This is a genomic window from Streptococcus oralis (assembly GCF_023110435.1).
Classification (GTDB): domain Bacteria; phylum Bacillota; class Bacilli; order Lactobacillales; family Streptococcaceae; genus Streptococcus; species Streptococcus oralis_CF.
The window spans coordinates 74,224-92,559 of sequence record NZ_JALDWB010000003.1 but is presented as its reverse complement, the minus strand read 5'-3'; the positions used below and the strand labels follow the sequence as shown (position 1 = coordinate 92,559).

The window sequence follows — 18,336 nt, the reverse complement described above, 5'->3', positions numbered from 1 at the left end:
TTTCTTCGAGTCAGTCGTTTCTTTTTTAGCTATATGAAATGTGAGCGACTGCATAGGACTGTGTTTCAGGTTTCAATCTTATTTAAACTGTTCTGAGAAGCGGACATCCCCTTGGTAGAAGCTACGGATATCGTTGATTCCGTAACGGAGCATAGCTACACGCTCTTGTCCAAGACCAAAGGCAAAACCAGAGTATACTGTCGCATCAATACCACTCATCTCAAGGACACGTGGGTGAACCATACCGGCACCCATGATTTCGATCCAACCTGTTTTCTTACATACGTTACAGCCTTCTCCACCACACTTAAAGCAGGAAACATCCACCTCAACAGATGGCTCTGTGAATGGGAAATAAGATGGACGCAAACGAATTTGACGCTCTTCACCAAACATTTTTTGAACGATTAACTGAAGCGTTCCTTGAAGGTCTGCCATAGAGATATTTTTCCCAACAACCAAGCCTTCGATTTGATGGAATTGGTGACTGTGGGTCGCATCGTCCGTATCACGACGGAACACACGTCCTGGTGAGATCATTTTCAAAGGACCTTTTGAAAAATCATGAGCATCCATAGCACGCGCCTGAACTGGAGACGTGTGAGTACGGAGCAAGATTTCTTCAGTGATATAGAAAGTGTCCTGCATATCGCGAGCTGGATGATCTTTCGGAAGGTTCATACGTTCAAAGTTGTAGTAGTCTTGCTCCACTTCAAAACCATCCACGACTTGGTAACCCATCCCGATGAAAATATCTTCGATTTCTTCACTGGTTTGTGTGAGGACATGACGGTGACCAGTCGCAACTGGGCGGCCTGGAAGTGTCACATCGATACTCTCGCTAGCTAATTGAGCTGCGACTTTCTTTTCTTCCAAAAGCTTAGCTGTTTCTTCAAAAGCAGCTGTCAAGACATCACGAGCTTCATTGACGTGTTTCCCGATGATTGGGCGCATCTCAGCAGAGACATCTTTCATCCCTTTAAGGATTTCAGTAAGCGATCCTTTTTTCCCTAGGACAGAGACACGCAAATCTTGCATCTCTTTTTCATTTTCAGCAGTAATCTGCTTCAAGCTTGCCAGCGTTTCTTCGCGAAGCGCTTTTAATTGTTCTTCAATAGTTGACATAATTCCTCCATCAGTCGCTCGTAGATAAAAAGAAAACCACATGCCAAAAACTCCACTCGGAGCGTTGACACGCGGTACCATCCGTTTTCATCTGACAAGTCAGACCTTCATTTCTAAATCCATACGCAAGTGAATTCACTCAGCTTTCATATAGAGAGCTTGCAGTCATGGCTCTCCTCCCTGATATACTTCCCTTGAGTTACTAGTCTTGCGGATTCCTATTCAATTACTACATAGTTTATCAGATTTTTAGTTAAAAAACAAGTTAGACCAGACTAATTTCAATATAAAAAGGAACAAGACGCAATGCACTACCTATTTGTAAGATCTGTTTCATCCGCTTTCCTTTTCAATAAAAGAGTTGCTGCTTGATTAAAACCATCGCACCAGTTATACCATTTTGCTTCATACTCATCTTGAGCTAAGATACAGTCTTTTAAATCCAAAACAGAGTAAATCTTTCTTTCCTCGCAAGCTTGCGCATAAAGATAATACAGTTCATCGTCACCATCTCTATCCCACTCAGCAGAAATCATATTCCTACCCGCCAATAAAGCTTGATAAGCCCTGTGATGGCCATCTGTAATCAACAAGCAATCTCCGAACGCAAGAATACTGATTGGAGCAACATTGATTATTTCTGCCGACTGATAAAGTGTCTGGATGCCTTCTAGTTTCTTTTCTGATAAGTACAGTTGAGTCGGATGGAGAGCTTTTATGTTGACTTTCATTTCTTTCTCCTCAAGGGAATTCGATATTCACTTCTGCTTGCCTTTAAATCGCCATTGGAAGCGGAGCTTATCGTAGAAGGGAAATTCGATAAACAGGACTCCCAAGCCCACACAGAGACTGGCAAGAACATCTGATGGATAGTGAACTCCCAGATAGACCCTTGATACCAGTACACTGACTAGGTAGAACCCTAGCACGATTTGCACGATTTTTCTCCAGACTGGATCTTTAATTCGTTGACTGAGAATGACAATCAGAGTGCCTACCATCAGCGTTACTGCCAGAGAATGCCCACTTGGAAAAGAAAATCCTTTCTCCTCTACCAGATGTAAGATAGCTGGTCGTGGGCGCTGGTAGATGTTTTTAAAGGTCACGATTAAAAGACCAGCCAAAGCCAGGTTGCCCATCATAAAGAAACTTTCTATCTTCCACTGCTTACGATAAAAGATAAAGGCTGCAATGGCAACCCAGGTGATAATTACCGGGATATCAATCAAATGCGTAAGCGCACGGAATAGAACTGTCAAATAATCTGGTAAGTCCCCACGAATAGCTGTCTGAATCGGTTGATCAAAACCGACCAGCGTTTCAGGATAGAACTTAACCATATAGCCAAGAAGGACGAAAAGTAAAAGGGCAAAACTGCCCTTCATTAAAAATGTTTGTTTATCTCTCATAATGTTTTAAGGTTGGTTTCAAGAGGACGTATAACAACCAGAATGAAACGGCAAAGATGACACCTTCAATCAGGTTAAAAGGTAATACCATGGTCATTAGGTAGTTGGAAAGTCCCAAAATTTTTCCAATATCAAAGTTAGCAAACTGCGCGTACAAGGGAACAGCATAGACATAGTTGAGAACCAACATCGCTGAAGTCAATCCTATAGTTCCCGCTAGAGATGCTAGTAGGAAACGAAGGGTGCTACGTTCCTTTTTCCAAATCAAACCAAAAGCGATAACAAAAACTCCCAAGGCTACGATATTCATTGGCAAGCCAATGTAGGTATTCACTCCCTGGCTATTCAGAAGCAACTTCAAGAGTGATCGAAGCAAGAGAATCCCTAGAGCAGCAGGCAAATCCATCACCACCAAGCCCACAAGGACTGGCAAGATACTAAACTCGATCTTGAGGAAGGTCGCCGCTGGCAATAGCGGAAAGTCAAAGTACATCAGCACAAATGAAATGGCTGATAAAATCGCAATGGTCGAAAGTCGACGTGTGTTTGTCATAACAGGTTCCTCCAATTTTCTATAAAATCAGAAGAAGTTGGAAAGGATCCCTCTATCTATTCTCACTTTTTATATCCCAAAAGTTCCCTCTCACTCTTTTGAGCAAGCGGTTGCAATTTATCTATAAACTCGTCCGAACAGACAAAGCCATTCTTTCGTCTTCTCCCATCCAGACTATACTGTCGGTTGTGGAATCGCACCACATCAGCTTGCGCTCGCGGACTTCTTTAACTAAGATATTTTGGATTAATCTAGGCGTCGCAGTCGAAGATAATACTTGAGTATATCGAGACAAGACAACGAAGAGTAAGCCAAAATAGCTAGTTAAAGTCACCGCCGGTCGGGAATTTCACCCAGCCCTGAAGACCCTTCAATCATAACAAAAAACGCTTGCAAGTGCAAGCATTTTGATTATTTCAATTTATCTGCTTCATAGGTGTGAACGAGCTCCAAATCGGCAAAATCTTGCTGACGAAGAGCCTCATAGACAATCATGCATACGGCATTGGAAACATTGAGGCTGCGAACATGCTCATCATTCATAGGAATACGGAGAGCTTTCTCTGGATGTTCACGCATAAAGTCCTCTGGCAACCCCTTGTCTTCACGTCCAAAGAGAAAATAATGGTCCTCATCGCTTGCCAAATTCGCCTCAGAATAAACTTTTTCAGCAAATTTCGAAATCAGATAGATTTTTCCCTTCATCTGAGACATAAAGTCTGCCAAATTCTCATAAAAATGAATCTCAAGCTTATCCCAATAATCCAAACCTGCTCGCTTCATCTTGCGATCATCAATGGGAAAGCCCATTGGTTTGATGATGTGGAGGGGAGAATTGGTCGCAGCGCAAGTACGCGCAATGTTCCCAGTATTTTGTGGAATCTGAGGTTCAAATAATACAATGTGATTTGTCATGACTGGCTTCCTTTTATCATTGCAAAAAAATAGCCACACTGCCCGGAGTCAAGCTCAGCAAACAGCGTGGTTAAGGCGTCGTTAACTTACCTCACAACAGGTTTGAAGTAAATCAGCGAAACTACTTTCTTAGTATAACACTTTCAGAATCAATGTCAATAGAAACGACTTGATTTTTTTACTTTTTTGATGATATCTTCATGTTTGGTCATTCCATTTCTGAAAAGAGATAGTAAAATCACTTCAAATCAGAGACGTTGTTATAGAAGTTAAGCAAATTTATCTTCAAAAACTTGAAAAAGTTCTTTCTTCCCGCAAAAATCGGCTTGGCAAGTGCATTTTTTGCTAAAAAAGGGTATGATAGTTACATCATGAAAAAGTAGGTTTTTTATATGAAAATTGTCCTTGTTGGTGGAGGGAAAGTCGGTTTTGCCCTCTGTCGTTCACTAGTAGCGGAAAACCATGACGTTGTCCTCATCGAGCAAAATGAAGCTGTACTGAACCATATTGTCAGCCGCTTTGATATCATGGGCCTCCTTGGAAATGGTGCTGACTTTGCCATCTTGGAGCAAGCCGGTGTTCAAGAGTGCGATATCTTTATCGCCCTAACCGAATACGATGAAGTGAATATGATTTCAGCGGTACTTGCTAAAAAAATGGGCGCTAAAGAAACCATCGTTCGGGTGCGAAATCCTGAATACTCTAATGCCTATTTTAAAGAGAAAAATATTCTTGGATTTTCACTTATCGTTAACCCAGAACTCTTAGCAGCCCGTGCCATCTCAAATATCATCGATTTCCCTAATGCCCTCTCAGTTGAGCGTTTTGCTGGAGGTCGTGTCAGCCTGATGGAGTTTGTTATCAAAGATTCTAGCGGTCTTTGTCAAATGCCAATCTCAGACTTCCGTAAAAAATTTGGCAATATCATTGTCTGTGCTATGGAAAGAGACCATCAACTCATGATTCCAAGTGGTGATGTCACTATCCAGGACAAGGATCGGATTTTTGTTACGGGAAATCGTGTGGATATGATGCTTTTCCACAACTATTTCAAATCGCGTGCAGTGAAAAGTTTACTTATCGTTGGAGCTGGAAAAATTGCTTATTATCTACTTGGCATTTTAAAAGACAGTCGCATTGATATCAAGGTTATCGAAATTAATCCTGAAAGAGCTCGTTTCTTTAGTGAAAAATTCCCTAATCTCTATATTGTTCAGGGAGATGGAACTGCAAAAGACATATTACTAGAAGAAAGTGCTCCCCACTATGATGCAGTCGCAACCTTAACTGGGGTTGATGAGGAAAACATCATCACCTCTATGTTTCTTGACCGTGTTGGTGTCCAGAAAAACATCACCAAGGTCAACCGGACCAGCCTCCTAGAAATTATCCATGCGCCTGATTTTTCAAGTATCATCACACCGAAAATCATCGCAGTGGATACCATTATGCACTTTATCCGTGGTCGAGTAAACGCTCAGTACTCAGACCTTCAAGCCATGCACCATCTAGCAAACGGTCAAATTGAAACCCTCCAATTCCATATCAAGGAAGCTAATAAAATGACTGCCAAACCTCTATCACAGTTGAAATTGAAAAAAGGAGTTCTCATCGCAGCCATTATCCGAAAAGGAAAAACAATCTTCCCTACTGGAGAGGATATGCTTGAGGTAGGAGACAAGTTACTCGTGACGACCTTATTGCCAAACATCACCAAAATTTATGATTTGATTGAGAGGTAAAAAATGAATAAAAGTATGATTCGTTACCTCCTCTCCAAACTTCTCTTGATTGAGGCTATTCTCCTCCTAGTGCCTGTGAGTGTAGCGACCTATTATCAAGAATCCAGTCAAGTATTTATCGCTCTCTTTTCTACGATTGGAATTTTAGTCCTTCTCGGTGGTCTAGGCGTTTTACGAAAACCAAAAAATCAACGGATTTATGCCAAGGAGGGGGTCTTAATCGTTGCCCTCTGTTGGATTCTCTGGTCTTTCTTTGGTGGCTTACCCTTTGTCTTTTCAGGACAAATTCCAAGTGTTATCGATGCCTTCTTTGAAATTAGTTCTGGTTTCACAACGACTGGTGCTACTATTCTGAACGATGTTTCAGTTCTCAGTCGTTCTCTCCTCTTCTGGCGAAGCTTTACCCACTTGATTGGAGGGATGGGAGTACTCGTCTTTGCGCTTGCTATTATGGACAATGCTAAGAATAGTCACTTGGAGGTGATGAAAGCAGAGGTACCTGGGCCTGTCTTTGGTAAGGTTGTATCCAAGCTAAAAAACACTGCCCAGATCCTCTATCTCCTTTACCTCGGGCTCTTCTCCCTCTTTGTGATTATCTACTACCTAGCAGGTATGCCTCTCTACGATAGTTTTGTCATCGCTATGGGAACAGCAGGAACCGGAGGATTCACCGTCTACAACGATGGAATTGCCCACTATGGCAGTCCCCTGATTACCTATCTTGTCAGTTTTGGCGTCCTGGTTTTCGGGGTCAATTTTAACCTGTATTACTTCCTCATGCTCCGTCGGGTCAAGGCCTTCTTTGGAGATGAAGAACTGCGGGCTTATATGATCATTGTACTGGTGTCTACAGGCTTGATCACCCTCAACACCCTCCACCTTTACCAAGGTGTGTCTAAGAGTTTTGAGATGGCTCTCTTCCAAGTGTCCAATATCATCACGACAACTGGATTTGGTTACGGAGATATTACCAACTGGCCCCTCTTCTCCCAGTTTATCCTCCTCTTCCTCATGGGAATCGGTGGCTCAGCTGGTTCAACTGCTGGTGGTCTCAAAATTATCCGTGGACTCATCCTCACAAAAATTGCCAAAAATCAGATTTTATCTATTTTATCCCCTCACCGTGTCTTGACTCTGCATGTCAATAAAACCGTGATTGATAAGGATACCCAGCACAAGATTCTTAAGTATTTTGCTATCTATATGATGATTATTCTCTCTCTCATCTTTATCGTCAGTCTTGATAGCAATGATTTTCTAGTCGTGACCAGTGCGGTTTTCAGCTGTTTTAACAATATCGGACCTATTCTAGGTACAACCTCTAGTTTTGCCATCTTCAGTCCCATCTCTAAAATCCTCCTCTCATTTGCAATGATTGCAGGCCGCTTAGAGATTTACCCAATTTTGCTACTCTTTATGAAACGCACTTGGTCTAAACGTTAATTATAATACAATTCCCCTTTTACAAGCTAGTAAAAGGGGATTTTTTCTATTAAAAATGAGAAGACCTTTCGGTCCTCTCCTAATTTGTTTATTTTTTAAGAGCTTCCTTGTATAGAGCAACTTCTGCTTGATTGGCCCAAACATAGTGACCTGGACGGATTTCCACCATAGACGGCTTGTCTGTCTCATAATCATGTTGATCAGGATCGTAAACTTTCAAGACTTTCTTGCGTTCCAAGATTGGATCTGGAATCGGTACAGCAGATAGAAGCGCCTGAGTATATGGGTGGACAGGATTGTTAAACAATTCCTCTGTCTCCGCCACTTCGACGATAACTCCCTTATAGATAACTGCGATACGATCTGAGATAAAGCGAACAACTGACAAGTCATGCGCGATAAAGAGATAAGTCAAGCCCAACTCTTTTTGGAACTTCTTGAGCAAGTTCAAAACTTGCGCACGCACTGATACGTCCAAGGCTGAAATTGGCTCATCCGCAATAACGAAATCAGGTTCCATCACAAGGGCACGGGCAATCCCGATACGCTGACGTTGACCACCAGAAAACTCGTGTGGATAACGGGTCAAGTGTTCTTTCAAAAGTCCAACTTCATGAATCATCTTTTGAACTTTTTCTTTTCGATCTTCTTCATCTTTAAACAAGTGGTAGTTGTAAAGACCTTCAGAGATGATATAGTCAACTGTCGCACGCTCATTCAAGCTGGCTGCAGGGTCCTGGAAAATCATCTGGATACGACGGATTAAGTCTGCTGATTCCTTATGAGATTTTTTCCCATTAATTTTCTGGCCATCAAAGATGATTTCACCTTTACTGGTATTATTTAGACCAATAATAGCACGACCAATCGTTGTTTTCCCACTTCCAGACTCACCAACAAGAGAGAAGGTTTCTCCCTTGTTGATAAAGAAGTTGGCGTTTTTAACCGCAACAAACTTCTTACTTCCTTCACCGAAGGAAATTTCTAAATCTTTAATTTCTACTAATTTTTCAGACATTCCCTTCCTCCTAGTCTTCTAGATGAGCAAAGCCCATTTTATCACGAATCTTGTCATGCAAATCTGCAATGACCCCGGGTTTTTCAACTTTAGGAGCATTCTCATGAAGCAACCAAGTCTTAGCCCAGTGGGTATCAGTGACTGAAAACTTAGGTGCCTTCTCTTCAAAATCAATTTGCATCGCATAATCTGAACGAAGGGCAAAGGCATCACCTTTCAACTCAGTATAAAGAGACGGTGGTGTTCCTGGGATAGAGTACAATTCCCCTTTATCATCAGCAAGCTGTGGCAAGCTAGACAAGAGACTCCAAGTATATGGATGACGTGGATCGTAGAAGACTTCCTCAACAGTACCGTATTCTACAATTTCACCAGCATACATAACCGCTACCTTATCGGCAATACTTGCTACCACACCAAGGTCATGGGTGATAAAGATAATAGTAAAGTGGTACTCATTTTGCAAGGTTTTAAGCAAATCAATGATTTGCGCTTGAATGGTTACATCAAGAGCCGTTGTTGGCTCGTCACAGATCAAGATATCTGGACGACAGGCAAGGGCAATCGCAATAACGATACGTTGGCGCATCCCTCCAGAATATTGGAACGGATACTCTTCAAAACGTTTTTCAGCATCTGGGATTCCGACCTTGTTCATATAGTCGATTGCCATCTCTTTGGCTTCCTTAGCTGTTTTCCCTTGGTGTTTAATGATAACTTCAGTGATTTGGCTACCGATTGTATTGATTGGGTCCAAACTTGTCATAGGGTCTTGGAAGATAGTCGCAATTTTAGCACCACGAATCTTCTCCCATTCCTTGTTAGAAGTAAGAGCGGTCAAGTCTTGTCCACGATAGTCGATGCTTCCTTGGGCAATACGTCCATTGTCTTCTAACATCCCTGTAAAGGTTTTTGTTAAAACAGATTTACCAGAACCGGACTCACCTACCAAGGCAAGAACTTCTCCTTCAATCAGGTCCAGAGAAACCCCTCGGATAGCCGTCAGAACTTTGTCACGAACGTCAAATTCCACGACAATATCACGAGCAGTCAAAATTACATTACTTTCTTTTGTCATGTCTACTCCTATCTATGTGTACGTGGATCACTAGCATCCGCTAGGTTTTGACCAACAACGAAAAGAGATAGGGATACCAAGATCAAGGTTGTCAACGGAATCCAGAACAAGTAAGCGTTGGTCGTAACGTTTTGTGAGTAATCTGAGATCAAACGTCCCAAACTTGGCACTGTTACAGGCAATCCCAATCCAAAGAAGGAAAGGAAGGCTTCATAAGAGATGAAGCTTGGCAACATCAAGGTCATCGTAGAAACAATAACAGATACCAATTGCGGCATGATGTTTTTAACGATGATTTTAAAGGTTGGTGTTCCAAGTGTTTGAGAAGCAAGGTTGTATTCCAAGTCACGGTAACGCATGATTTGGATACGAATCATATAAGCAATCCCAATCCAAGTTGTCACACTCATGGCAAAAATCAAATTCCAGAAACCAGCACCAATTGAGTAAGTCAAGACAATGACAATCAAGAGAGATGGAATGTTTGAAATAATGTTATAAACTTCCATCATGATGCGGTCTACAGATTTTGAAATTCCCCAGATTCCACCAACAATAACCCCAATTACAAGGTTGATAAAAGTTGCAATTACAGAGATGAGGATAGAGTTACGCGCACCAAACCAAACCCCATCAAACAAGGATTTACCATTGCTATCTGTACCAAACCAATGTTCAGCATTGGGCTTGATAAAACGAGCAGAAAAGTCATTGACCTTACTTACATCGTTAAAGTCAAAGTTTGAGAACATTGGATAAATAAAGCTCATCAGGATAATGGCTACCAAAATCCCCAACATAATGACTGTTGATTTTTTCTTTAGAAATTGTCTAAATACAGAACCCCAGTATGAATAGGCAGGGGCGTCAATTGTTTCAGAGGCAAAATCGTCACGTTTTACGAACTGAAATTTTTCTTTTCCGATTGTTGACATTATTTGCCTCCTTTCTCTGTCAATTTAATACGTGGATCAAGCATGGTCATCCAGATATCTCCTACAAAGAGTGAGAAGATAGAAATACATGTGAAGATGAAGACGAGACCAACTACCATTGAGTTGTTGGATGCCTTAACAGAGTCGATCAACATTTTACCCATACCTGGGAAAGCAAAGACCGTTTCTGTCAATGTTGCACCACCAATAACTCCAATTACGGCACCAGGAATACCCGAAACCAAAGGAACCATGGCATTTTTAAAGATGTGTTTATTTGAAATTTCTTTTTCAGACAGTCCTTTTGCACGAGCAAATCGAACGAAATCTTGAGATTGCAAGTCAATCATATAACGACGAATCCAGATAGCTGTACTTGGTGCTCCCAATAAACCTAGAATGACTGCAGGCAAGACATAGGAACGCCAATCTCCAGCCCCCAAGATAGGGAATGAGTCTGGCAGACCGATAGATGATCCAATCAAGCGCACGATGTAAACCAAAGCGATCGTTGGAAGGGCAAGCAAGAAGGTTAGAGCACCTGTAGAGAAACTATCAATCCAAGTATTCTTGTGGCGAGCCATAGCAGATCCAAGAGGAATTGCGATAGCATAAGAAATAATCAAACCGATCAAACCAGCAACAGCCGAGCTTGCAATCATTGATGGATATTGATAATTGCTTTCTGTAGCTGTATATGGATCGTCTTTACCATAGTTAGCTACCTCACGCGCATCTGCTTGACTTGGTGACTTGTAGGTACGAGAGTAAATATCTACAGAGGAAGTCTTTTTACCCGTAGGGAATTGAACTTCTGATGTCTTGGTTTGTCCCTGACCCTGTGTGATAACTTGAAGCACTGGTGTGTTTGCATAAGTTGGGTAAGAGTCGCCCAAGTTAATGTTCACAAAGTTTTGGTGTACAAATGGGAATTGATTGTTGAAATACAAAAGGTATTTATGCTTTGTACCTGAACCAACCAATGACCAACCGATAGCAGGGTCATTTTCAAAACGAAGATAGCGTTCCAAGTTTGGATTTTCAGGGTCTTGAATCTTGTTTGTATGATCAATGTCGAGCAAGTTCGAGTAGAATTTGAAAACACGTTCAAAAATCGGAATTTCACGCGTAGCATAGAATTGACCACTTTCTGAGAATACACCGAGTGTCCAACCATTCCCTAGTTGGTTGATGTATTTTTCGTAGATTGCCTTATTAGTATCATTGGCATCAACTGTTACAGATGAGTCCATTGTGCTCGCTTTTTCTTGCAACTCCTTGGTATCGTAGTACTCGATATAGCCCATCCGCTCATAAACAGTATTTTCATAATTATCCCGTTTATCCGGAGTCGTTGCAATTTTGTTATAGTTGGTATCCTGCTTGAAAATCAGTTTTCGAGGAACCATCGTATAGATAATCGTGTAGGTCAAGGTTGTCACCAAGAAGATAGACACCAATGAACGCAATACACGCATAAAAATATATTTCTTCATATCGTTTCCTTTTAAAATCCCAAAAGAACCTTCTCCTCATGGAGAGAAAGTTCTCTTGAGAGTTATTTATTTAACGTGATTAGCCAATTCTTTTTGAACTTTTTCGTTTGATTCTTTTTTCTCTTTGAGCCATTTTTCACGAGCTTGTTCATAGTCAACTTTTGTTACAACTTTGTCTTGTAACTGAATATACTTGAAGTATACATCTGAGCCTTTATCTCCAGATTGGCTATATGATGCAGAGAATGGCACAACACGAGAAATGAATGGTGCAGCACCAGTTGATGACATAGCTGGCAAGATGAGTGAGCTATCTGTCAACCAAGCTTGAGCTGCTGCGTATTTTTCATAACGAACATTCAAATCACTGGTTTCTTTAGCAGCTTCATCAACTAGCTTATCGTATTCTTTCAAACCAACTTGAGCTGCTGCAGCATTATCTGCACCTTCGTAACCCATGTATGTTTTTGTTTGTTCAGTATTCGTTGTTTTCAAGATATCAAGGTAAGTTGATGGATCTTCATAGTCAGGGTTCCATCCAACGGCACCTGAGAGATCCCAGTCTTCTGCTGCTGCATTCGCCGCATAGTAGGTAATATTATTAAACTCATCTTTAGAAACTTGTTGGATATCAATAACTACGTTGCCTTCACCAAGCACTGTTTCAACGGATTGTTTGAAGGATTGAATACGTGCGATATAGTTTTTAGCTGTTTGGTCTACTGGAATATCCAAGTGAATAGGGAATTTCACACCTTCTGCTTCCAATGCTGTTTTGGCTTTGGCAAATTCAGCTTTGGCTTTATCGGCGTTGAAGAGTCCATCTTGACCATCCGCAAAGCTTACATTCTTCCATTCATCGCCATAAGCTGCCATCTTATCAGTCACCAAGTCACCGAAAGTTTTTTCGCCAGCAGAGACAAAGTCAGGTTTTACAAAGAGGTTACGAACGGCACGAGGAGCACCTTCTTTACCATTTACTTGAGCTGAGTAAGAGGTACGGTCAAAGGCAAAGTTCAAGGCTTGACGGAAGTCCTTGTTAAGAAGGGCTTTCTTAGTAGAAGTCTTCTCTTCATCAGTTGTCTTAGAAGTGTATTTGTAACCTTGGCGGTCAATATTCACACCCAAACCACCAATACCAGGTCCTGATGGAGTGTAGAAGATATTTTCCTTGTAGGTTTCTTCTACTTTAGAGTAGTTTGAACTTGTTGGGAAGAGACGGGCATAGCTATAGGCTCCACTTGTAAAGTTGCGCTCAATGGACTCTTGGTCTGAACCATCATAGAAAGCAAGGGTTACTTTATCGAGATGAACATTGTCTTTGTCCCAGTATTGCTCATTCTTAGCGAACTCGATAGAAGACTTAGCAGTCAAACCTTTCAGCAAGAATGGTCCATTGTAAAGCAATGATGTAGGGTCAGTCGCTTTAGCAAAGTCAGATCCTTTTGATTTTTCAAATTCTTCGTTCAATGGCCAGAAGATTGAGTAAGCCATCTTAGAGTTCCAGTATGGTTCTGGTTGGTTCAAAGTATACTCAAGAGTATAATCATCAACTGCTTTCACACCTACTGAAGAAAAGTCTTTTGAATTGCCTGATAAATAATCAGACAAACCTTTAACAGAATTTTCTGCTAGGTAAATTGCTTCTGACTTGTTATCCGCTGCGTGTTTCAAGCCGTTTACGAAGTCCTTGGCAGTAACTTCTGCATACTCTTCTCCGTCAGATGTGAACCATTTAACACCTTTACGAATCTTGTAGGTATAAGTCAACCCATCTTTTGAGACTGACCAGTCTTCTGCAACTGCAGGAGTCAAATTCCCATATTTATCATTTGTAAAGAGACCATCGATACCATTTGAAGTGGCAATTTTGGTACTTTGTTTCCCTGAAATGAGGTAATCCAAAGTTTCCGGATCAGCTGAATAAACATAGCCATAGGATTTTGGCGCTGTTGAATCAGATGATTTTGAAGAACCGCAAGCAGCGAGAACGCCAGTTGCCAGCAAAGCAATCCCTGCTGTAACAAATATTCTACTTTTTTTCACGTATGTAACTCCTCTTAAAAAATTTAGGCTTATTGTCAATTATACCATAGATTTCTCAAAAAGTAAACGAATTTTCAGAATATTTAGGCGTGTACCCACAAAAAACTTTCATTTGTCAAATTTCTCTATTCTTTGTTTGCTATCTATCAAGTCATAAGGCAAACTTAATGCCCATAAAGCCTGATTTTCAGGTTTTCTCTCCCCATTTTTCTATCCAGTCAGAAAGGGCAAGCTTCTAAATTGGATTTTCGATTAAGAAACTATTGACGTAGAATCATTTTCAAGGTATAATAATAAACGTTGAGGCGGTATAGCCAAGTGGTAAGGCACGGCTCTGCAAAAGCTTGATCGTCGGTTCAAATCCGTCTACCGCCTTTCAGTACCTGAAATAACAGGAATTAACCGAATGAAAAGCCCGTAAAATCGGGCTTTTTTGTTTTTTTCGGATAAATAAGGATAACTTTGAAAATCTTTTGGGGCGAATAAAAAAAACAGTGACGAAAATCACTGTTTTACTCGGTTTCTTCTTCGGGTTCTATTTCGGTGATTTGAACCTTTACCTTGGTAACACGTCCGTTTTTCACCTTATCATTGGTTAGGATAATCTGCTTGTTTTGACTGACCAATTCATAACTAATTTTTTCAGTTGTTGGGATCGTACCAACACCCGTCAAATAATAACCGGCGATAGTATCCACATCATCGCTTTCTAGTTCAACGCCAAAGTAGTCGTTGAAGTCGTTAAGATTCATGGTTCCTTGTGCAATATAGGTATCCTCACCGATTTGATGGACTTCGATTTCTGCTCTGTCCGTTTCATCATCAATTTCGCCGACGATTTCCTCTAGGAGATCTTCCAGAGTTACCAAACCAGCCATACCACCGTATTCGTCTAGTAAGATAGCCATTTGGTTTTGGGTATTTCGAAGCTCTTTAAGGAGGTCATCCACAAAGATAGTCTCAGGCACAAATAGTGGCGTTTGGAGGATTCGTTTCCAAATAATATTTTCAAAACCATCTGCATAGGCAGCATTTAGCAAACGCTTGGTATGAATCAAACCAATCACATTGTCCTTATCCCCATCATAAACAGGGATACGTGAGAAATTTTGCTTTAGAATACTTTGGATAATGGTTTGACTATCATCCTGAATATCCACCATAAAGGCATCTGTCCGAGGAACCATGACTTCTCTCGCCATCAGCTCATCTAGAGAGAAAATCCCTTGTAACATCTCGATTTCGTCTGCGTCCAAGGTTTCCTCGCTCTTAGTCAACATGTACTCTATTTCATCACGTGTCATCTTTTCATCAGCATCATCAAAGGTCATTGGCGTCACACGACTCAATAAATTAGTTGAAGCAGATAACAGCCAGACAAAGGGACTTACAATCTTTCCAAGACCAATAATAATTGGTGCTGTTCGAATCGCCAAAGCATCTTTCAGATTGAGGGCAATCCGCTTAGGATAAAGCTCACCAAAAACAATGGAGATATAGGTCAAGATTGCCAAAGAGAGAAAACTTGCAATGGCGTAAGCCGTCTCTCCGCTTCCCATCCAAGATGCGATCACTTGTCCAAGGGTATCCGCCAATTTGGCCCCTGACAAGATGGTAATCAAGGTGATACCAACTTGAATCGTTGATAAAAAGTGATTAGGATTTTCAAGTACCTTTAACAAACGACCGTAACGTTTGTCTCCCTCTTCTGCCTTTTGCTCTACTCGGGCACGATTTAGTGACACCATCGCCATTTCGGTGGCTGAGAAAAAGGCATTTAAAAAGGTCAATACAACTAAAAGTACAAATTGCAGTAACAAATCCTGACTGCTCGGGTCTTCCATGGTCTTTCTCCTAAAATAGTATCTTGTGTTCCATTATATCATAAATCGGCCTAGGAATCACATTATTTTCTAATTTATACAATTGCTCCCTTATCAATGACGGACAAGGGAGCAATTTTTATTCTTTTGTAGATTGTTTCTAGTTTGTCACCGTGACTTGACCTGTTCGATAATCAAGCTGGATGCCCTTTTGAACATTTGGGATCAGGACGTTAAACTCCAATTCGCCATCTGAAGACTTGGCTTCGATTTGTGAAGCGGAAGGAACCAAATCCTCATTTGTAGCATAGTGGAGAGTTACGCGGTAACGAACCCTCTTATTTTGATCCAAGGCTTTCCTAACCAAACTCTCATAGTAGTTCTGCCCTGTCGAATCTTCAGCCTGCGCTTGGTTTGACCAAGCTGTCTGGACTGCAATGTTCTTAGGATTGCTGGTAGAGGCATCAAAACCATCCAAACCACCTATCAAGGCATAGCCCAGCAGGTGTCCTCTATCAACTGCATGTGTGTAGGCTCCCTTTAGATTCTTAACCTGATGCCATCCTGGTGGCGTCCAAGAGGTGGATCCATTTCCTGTTTCTTCACGATTCTTATACTGCCGAGTCGCTTTGGATAAGATGGCATTGGCAACAGTTGGGACTGTTTCTTTTCCAACTATCTTTGTTTTATTATCCGCATAGGGTTTGCTTGAAACCTTGGCATCTAGATTGGTTTTATTGCCATTGACAACAAAAGCCCCTGCTCCATTCCACTCGAGATCCCCCTTGATTTGGTTCTTTATCGACTCAGTTAAGACACTTTCAGCCAACTCCTGACTGGGAGCTTCTGAAGCTTGTTTTTTCTTACTAACTTTGGTTTTAGGCGTATTTGGTGCCGACTGCATCTGCTTGATGTAATAGCTTCCAGCAGCCAAGAGTAAGAATATGAGTAGCCCTACTAGGGTCTGTCTTGTTCTTTTGTTCATTTTTCTCCTTATTTCTTTAGAAAAAGACTGGTTTCCCAGTCTAATTTCCTGTAAATTTGCTAATCAATTCTTGCCACTTTGCCGGAGACAAGATAGCCCACGGATCCTGTCCCTTTCCTAGAATCCCGTAGCCGATCATCAAGCCGATTCCTAAAGCAAGGAATCCCAGCAAGAGTACGATAAAAATTAACAGTAAGCGACGGAGTACATAACGTATGTTTTTATTCTTCTTCATCATTTGCCTCGATTCGCTGAATCTTCGCTCCTAACTGAGCCAATTTCTCATGGAAGCGGTAGTAACCTCTATCAAGGTGGACTAATTTACCGACAACGGTTTCTCCTTGCGCCACCAGACCTGTCAAAATCAAGGCAGCACTAGCGCGAAGGTCCGTTGATAGAACTTCTGCCCCCTGTAAAGCCTGTCCTCCGACAATACGAGCTGTATCACGGATAATCTCCGAGTGCAAGCCCATCCGACGCATTTCCTCCAAGTGTTGGAAGCGATTCTCAAATACAGTTTCCACCATGGTTGATTCCCCTTTTGCAACTGTCATCAAGGCTGTAAATTGCGCCTGCATATCTGTTGGAAATCCTGGGTGTGGCAAGGTTTTTACGTGAACAGCTCTGATATTTTCCAGTTGAGAACGGACACGAATACCTTCCGACTCCTCCGTCACCTCAACTCCCATTTCAAGAAGTTTGGCAATCAAGGGGCGATTATGCTCCCAGACTGCATCTCGAATGAGGACATCGCCACCAGTCATGGCTGCCGCAACCATAAAGGTTCCAGCTTCGATACGGTCCTGTACCACATTATGAGTTGTTCCATGGAGTTCCTCGACACCAGTCACTGTAATTGTTTCGGTACCAGCTCCCTTGACCTTGGCTCCCATTTCATTAAGAAGGATAGCAAGGTCAACAATTTCCGGCTCACGCGCAGCATTTTCAATGACAGTCACACCATCCGCTAACGTCGCTGCCATCATCAGGTTTTGGGTTGCGCCGACACTAGGGAAGTCCATGTAGATATGAGCGCCATGCAAGCGTTCTGCCTTGGCTTCGATGTAACCAGCTGTCTGGCTAATCTTAGCTCCCATAGCTTCCAAGCCCTTGAGGTGGAGATCGATCGGACGACTCCCAATGGTGCAACCACCTGGCATAGATACCTTGGCATGGCCTACACGAGCAAGGATTGGTCCCAAAACAACGATTGATGCCCGCATCTTGCTGACATATTTGTAAGGAGCTTCCTCTGTGATATCACCAGTCGCATAGACCTCGATAATATGGGCTCCCTCATCAAAGTTCACCTTGGCATTCAGACCACGAACCACTTGATTCATGGTGAAAACATCTGACAAGATTGGGACGTTCTGCAAGACTGTCTTACCTTTGCTTGCTAGAATAGTCGCTGCCAACAAGGGCAAGACGGCATTCTTTGCTCCCTCAATGGTCACACTCCCGATCAGACGATTCTCTCCGCCTTGAACCACAATTTTTTCCATAGTTTTTCCTTTACTTTTGATTTTATAACAGTCCTCTAAATGCTTCTTGCCACAATTGATACAAACTGATAAAGAATGAACTTAAGATGTAGCCCATTACAATACTAAAGAAGCCTACCAACAAACGTATTTTTTTTGTGTTTGTAGAAGTCACTTTTAAAACCTTTTCCCATCTCACAAGATCCTTTAAAAGGTAAAAACTCAAATAAATAAAGAGTATGTGACTGCTTAGAGTGAATAATAATTGAACCATTTGACTATTA

Annotated in this window: 17 protein-coding genes, 1 tRNA gene and 1 riboswitch; of the genes, 3 read left to right on the top strand and 15 right to left on the bottom strand. The window is 41.6% G+C overall.

Annotated features, from left to right (window positions below; translation table 11 throughout):
- Nucleotides 1-78: 78 nt before the first annotated feature.
- The 5 genes from pheS to M1F97_RS05810 form a co-directional block, all read right to left on the bottom strand.
- Nucleotides 79-1,125, bottom strand: a complete 1,047-nt coding sequence (gene pheS, locus M1F97_RS05830; RefSeq protein ID WP_247944496.1) for a phenylalanine--tRNA ligase subunit alpha — start codon at nucleotides 1,123-1,125, stop codon at nucleotides 79-81.
- 311 nt (nucleotides 1,126-1,436) lie between these two features.
- Nucleotides 1,437-1,856, bottom strand: coding sequence for a chromosome partitioning protein ParB (locus M1F97_RS05825; protein WP_125827883.1), 420 nt, complete (start codon nucleotides 1,854-1,856; stop codon nucleotides 1,437-1,439).
- A gap of 27 nt (nucleotides 1,857-1,883) precedes the next feature.
- Nucleotides 1,884-2,534, bottom strand: coding sequence for a phosphatase PAP2 family protein (locus M1F97_RS05820; protein ID WP_247944495.1), 651 nt, complete (start codon nucleotides 2,532-2,534; stop codon nucleotides 1,884-1,886).
- Nucleotides 2,524-3,087, bottom strand: a complete 564-nt coding sequence (locus tag M1F97_RS05815) for an ECF transporter S component (protein WP_247944494.1) — start codon at nucleotides 3,085-3,087, stop codon at nucleotides 2,524-2,526. The genes M1F97_RS05820 and M1F97_RS05815 overlap by 11 nt, the downstream gene beginning before the upstream one ends.
- Before the next feature lie 153 nt (nucleotides 3,088-3,240).
- Nucleotides 3,241-3,458, bottom strand: a riboswitch (FMN riboswitch).
- Between the two features lie 40 nt (nucleotides 3,459-3,498).
- Nucleotides 3,499-4,002 (bottom strand): tRNA (cytidine(34)-2'-O)-methyltransferase, encoded by a 504-nt coding sequence (locus tag M1F97_RS05810; RefSeq protein ID WP_247944493.1) that lies wholly within the window; start codon nucleotides 4,000-4,002, stop codon nucleotides 3,499-3,501.
- A gap of 392 nt (nucleotides 4,003-4,394) precedes the next feature.
- Between M1F97_RS05810 and trkA the strand changes: the two genes are divergently transcribed.
- Entirely contained in the window at nucleotides 4,395-5,744 is a 1,350-nt protein-coding gene (gene trkA / locus M1F97_RS05805; RefSeq protein ID WP_247944492.1) for a Trk system potassium transporter TrkA, read from the top strand.
- Nucleotides 5,745-5,747: 3 nt separating this feature from the next.
- Entirely contained in the window at nucleotides 5,748-7,187 is a 1,440-nt protein-coding gene (locus tag M1F97_RS05800; protein WP_247944491.1) for a TrkH family potassium uptake protein, read from the top strand.
- An 88-nt stretch (nucleotides 7,188-7,275) separates the two neighbouring features.
- Here the strand turns inward: M1F97_RS05800 and M1F97_RS05795 are convergent, their stop codons facing one another.
- From M1F97_RS05795 to M1F97_RS05775, 5 genes are all read right to left on the bottom strand, one after another.
- Complete coding sequence (locus M1F97_RS05795; protein WP_247944490.1) at nucleotides 7,276-8,205, bottom strand: ATP-binding cassette domain-containing protein; 930 nt, start codon at nucleotides 8,203-8,205, stop codon at nucleotides 7,276-7,278.
- A 10-nt stretch (nucleotides 8,206-8,215) separates the two neighbouring features.
- Nucleotides 8,216-9,283: an ABC transporter ATP-binding protein gene (locus tag M1F97_RS05790; RefSeq protein WP_000159799.1), complete on the bottom strand. Its 1,068-nt coding sequence runs from the start codon at nucleotides 9,281-9,283 to the stop codon at nucleotides 8,216-8,218.
- 8 nt (nucleotides 9,284-9,291) lie between these two features.
- Nucleotides 9,292-10,218 (bottom strand): oligopeptide ABC transporter permease OppC, encoded by a 927-nt coding sequence (gene oppC / locus M1F97_RS05785; RefSeq protein WP_125847796.1) that lies wholly within the window; start codon nucleotides 10,216-10,218, stop codon nucleotides 9,292-9,294.
- Nucleotides 10,218-11,714, bottom strand: coding sequence for an ABC transporter permease (locus M1F97_RS05780; RefSeq protein WP_093585951.1), 1,497 nt, complete (start codon nucleotides 11,712-11,714; stop codon nucleotides 10,218-10,220). Before M1F97_RS05780 ends, oppC begins: the two co-directional genes overlap by 1 nt.
- A gap of 66 nt (nucleotides 11,715-11,780) precedes the next feature.
- Nucleotides 11,781-13,760, bottom strand: a complete 1,980-nt coding sequence (locus tag M1F97_RS05775; RefSeq protein ID WP_247944489.1) for a peptide ABC transporter substrate-binding protein — start codon at nucleotides 13,758-13,760, stop codon at nucleotides 11,781-11,783.
- Nucleotides 13,761-14,064: 304 nt separating this feature from the next.
- On the opposite strand from M1F97_RS05775, the gene M1F97_RS05770 reads away from it, so the two are divergent.
- Nucleotides 14,065-14,135 (top strand) — tRNA-Cys (locus M1F97_RS05770).
- Nucleotides 14,136-14,272: 137 nt separating this feature from the next.
- On the opposite strand, the gene M1F97_RS05765 is transcribed toward M1F97_RS05770, so the two are convergent.
- From M1F97_RS05765 to M1F97_RS05745, 5 genes are all read right to left on the bottom strand, one after another.
- Nucleotides 14,273-15,604: a hemolysin family protein gene (locus M1F97_RS05765; protein ID WP_247944488.1), complete on the bottom strand. Its 1,332-nt coding sequence runs from the start codon at nucleotides 15,602-15,604 to the stop codon at nucleotides 14,273-14,275.
- A 139-nt stretch (nucleotides 15,605-15,743) separates the two neighbouring features.
- On the bottom strand, nucleotides 15,744-16,568 hold the full coding sequence (locus M1F97_RS05760; protein WP_247944487.1) for a DNA/RNA non-specific endonuclease: 825 nt from the start codon (nucleotides 16,566-16,568) through the stop codon (nucleotides 15,744-15,746).
- A 40-nt stretch (nucleotides 16,569-16,608) separates the two neighbouring features.
- Entirely contained in the window at nucleotides 16,609-16,803 is a 195-nt protein-coding gene (locus M1F97_RS05755) for a DNA-directed RNA polymerase subunit beta (protein WP_000739700.1), read from the bottom strand.
- Nucleotides 16,790-18,073: a UDP-N-acetylglucosamine 1-carboxyvinyltransferase gene (murA, locus tag M1F97_RS05750; protein ID WP_247944486.1), complete on the bottom strand. Its 1,284-nt coding sequence runs from the start codon at nucleotides 18,071-18,073 to the stop codon at nucleotides 16,790-16,792. The genes M1F97_RS05755 and murA overlap by 14 nt, the downstream gene beginning before the upstream one ends.
- A 22-nt stretch (nucleotides 18,074-18,095) precedes the next feature.
- Nucleotides 18,096-18,326 (bottom strand): DUF1146 family protein, encoded by a 231-nt coding sequence (locus M1F97_RS05745; RefSeq protein ID WP_247944485.1) that lies wholly within the window; start codon nucleotides 18,324-18,326, stop codon nucleotides 18,096-18,098.
- Nucleotides 18,327-18,336 lie beyond the last annotated feature (10 nt).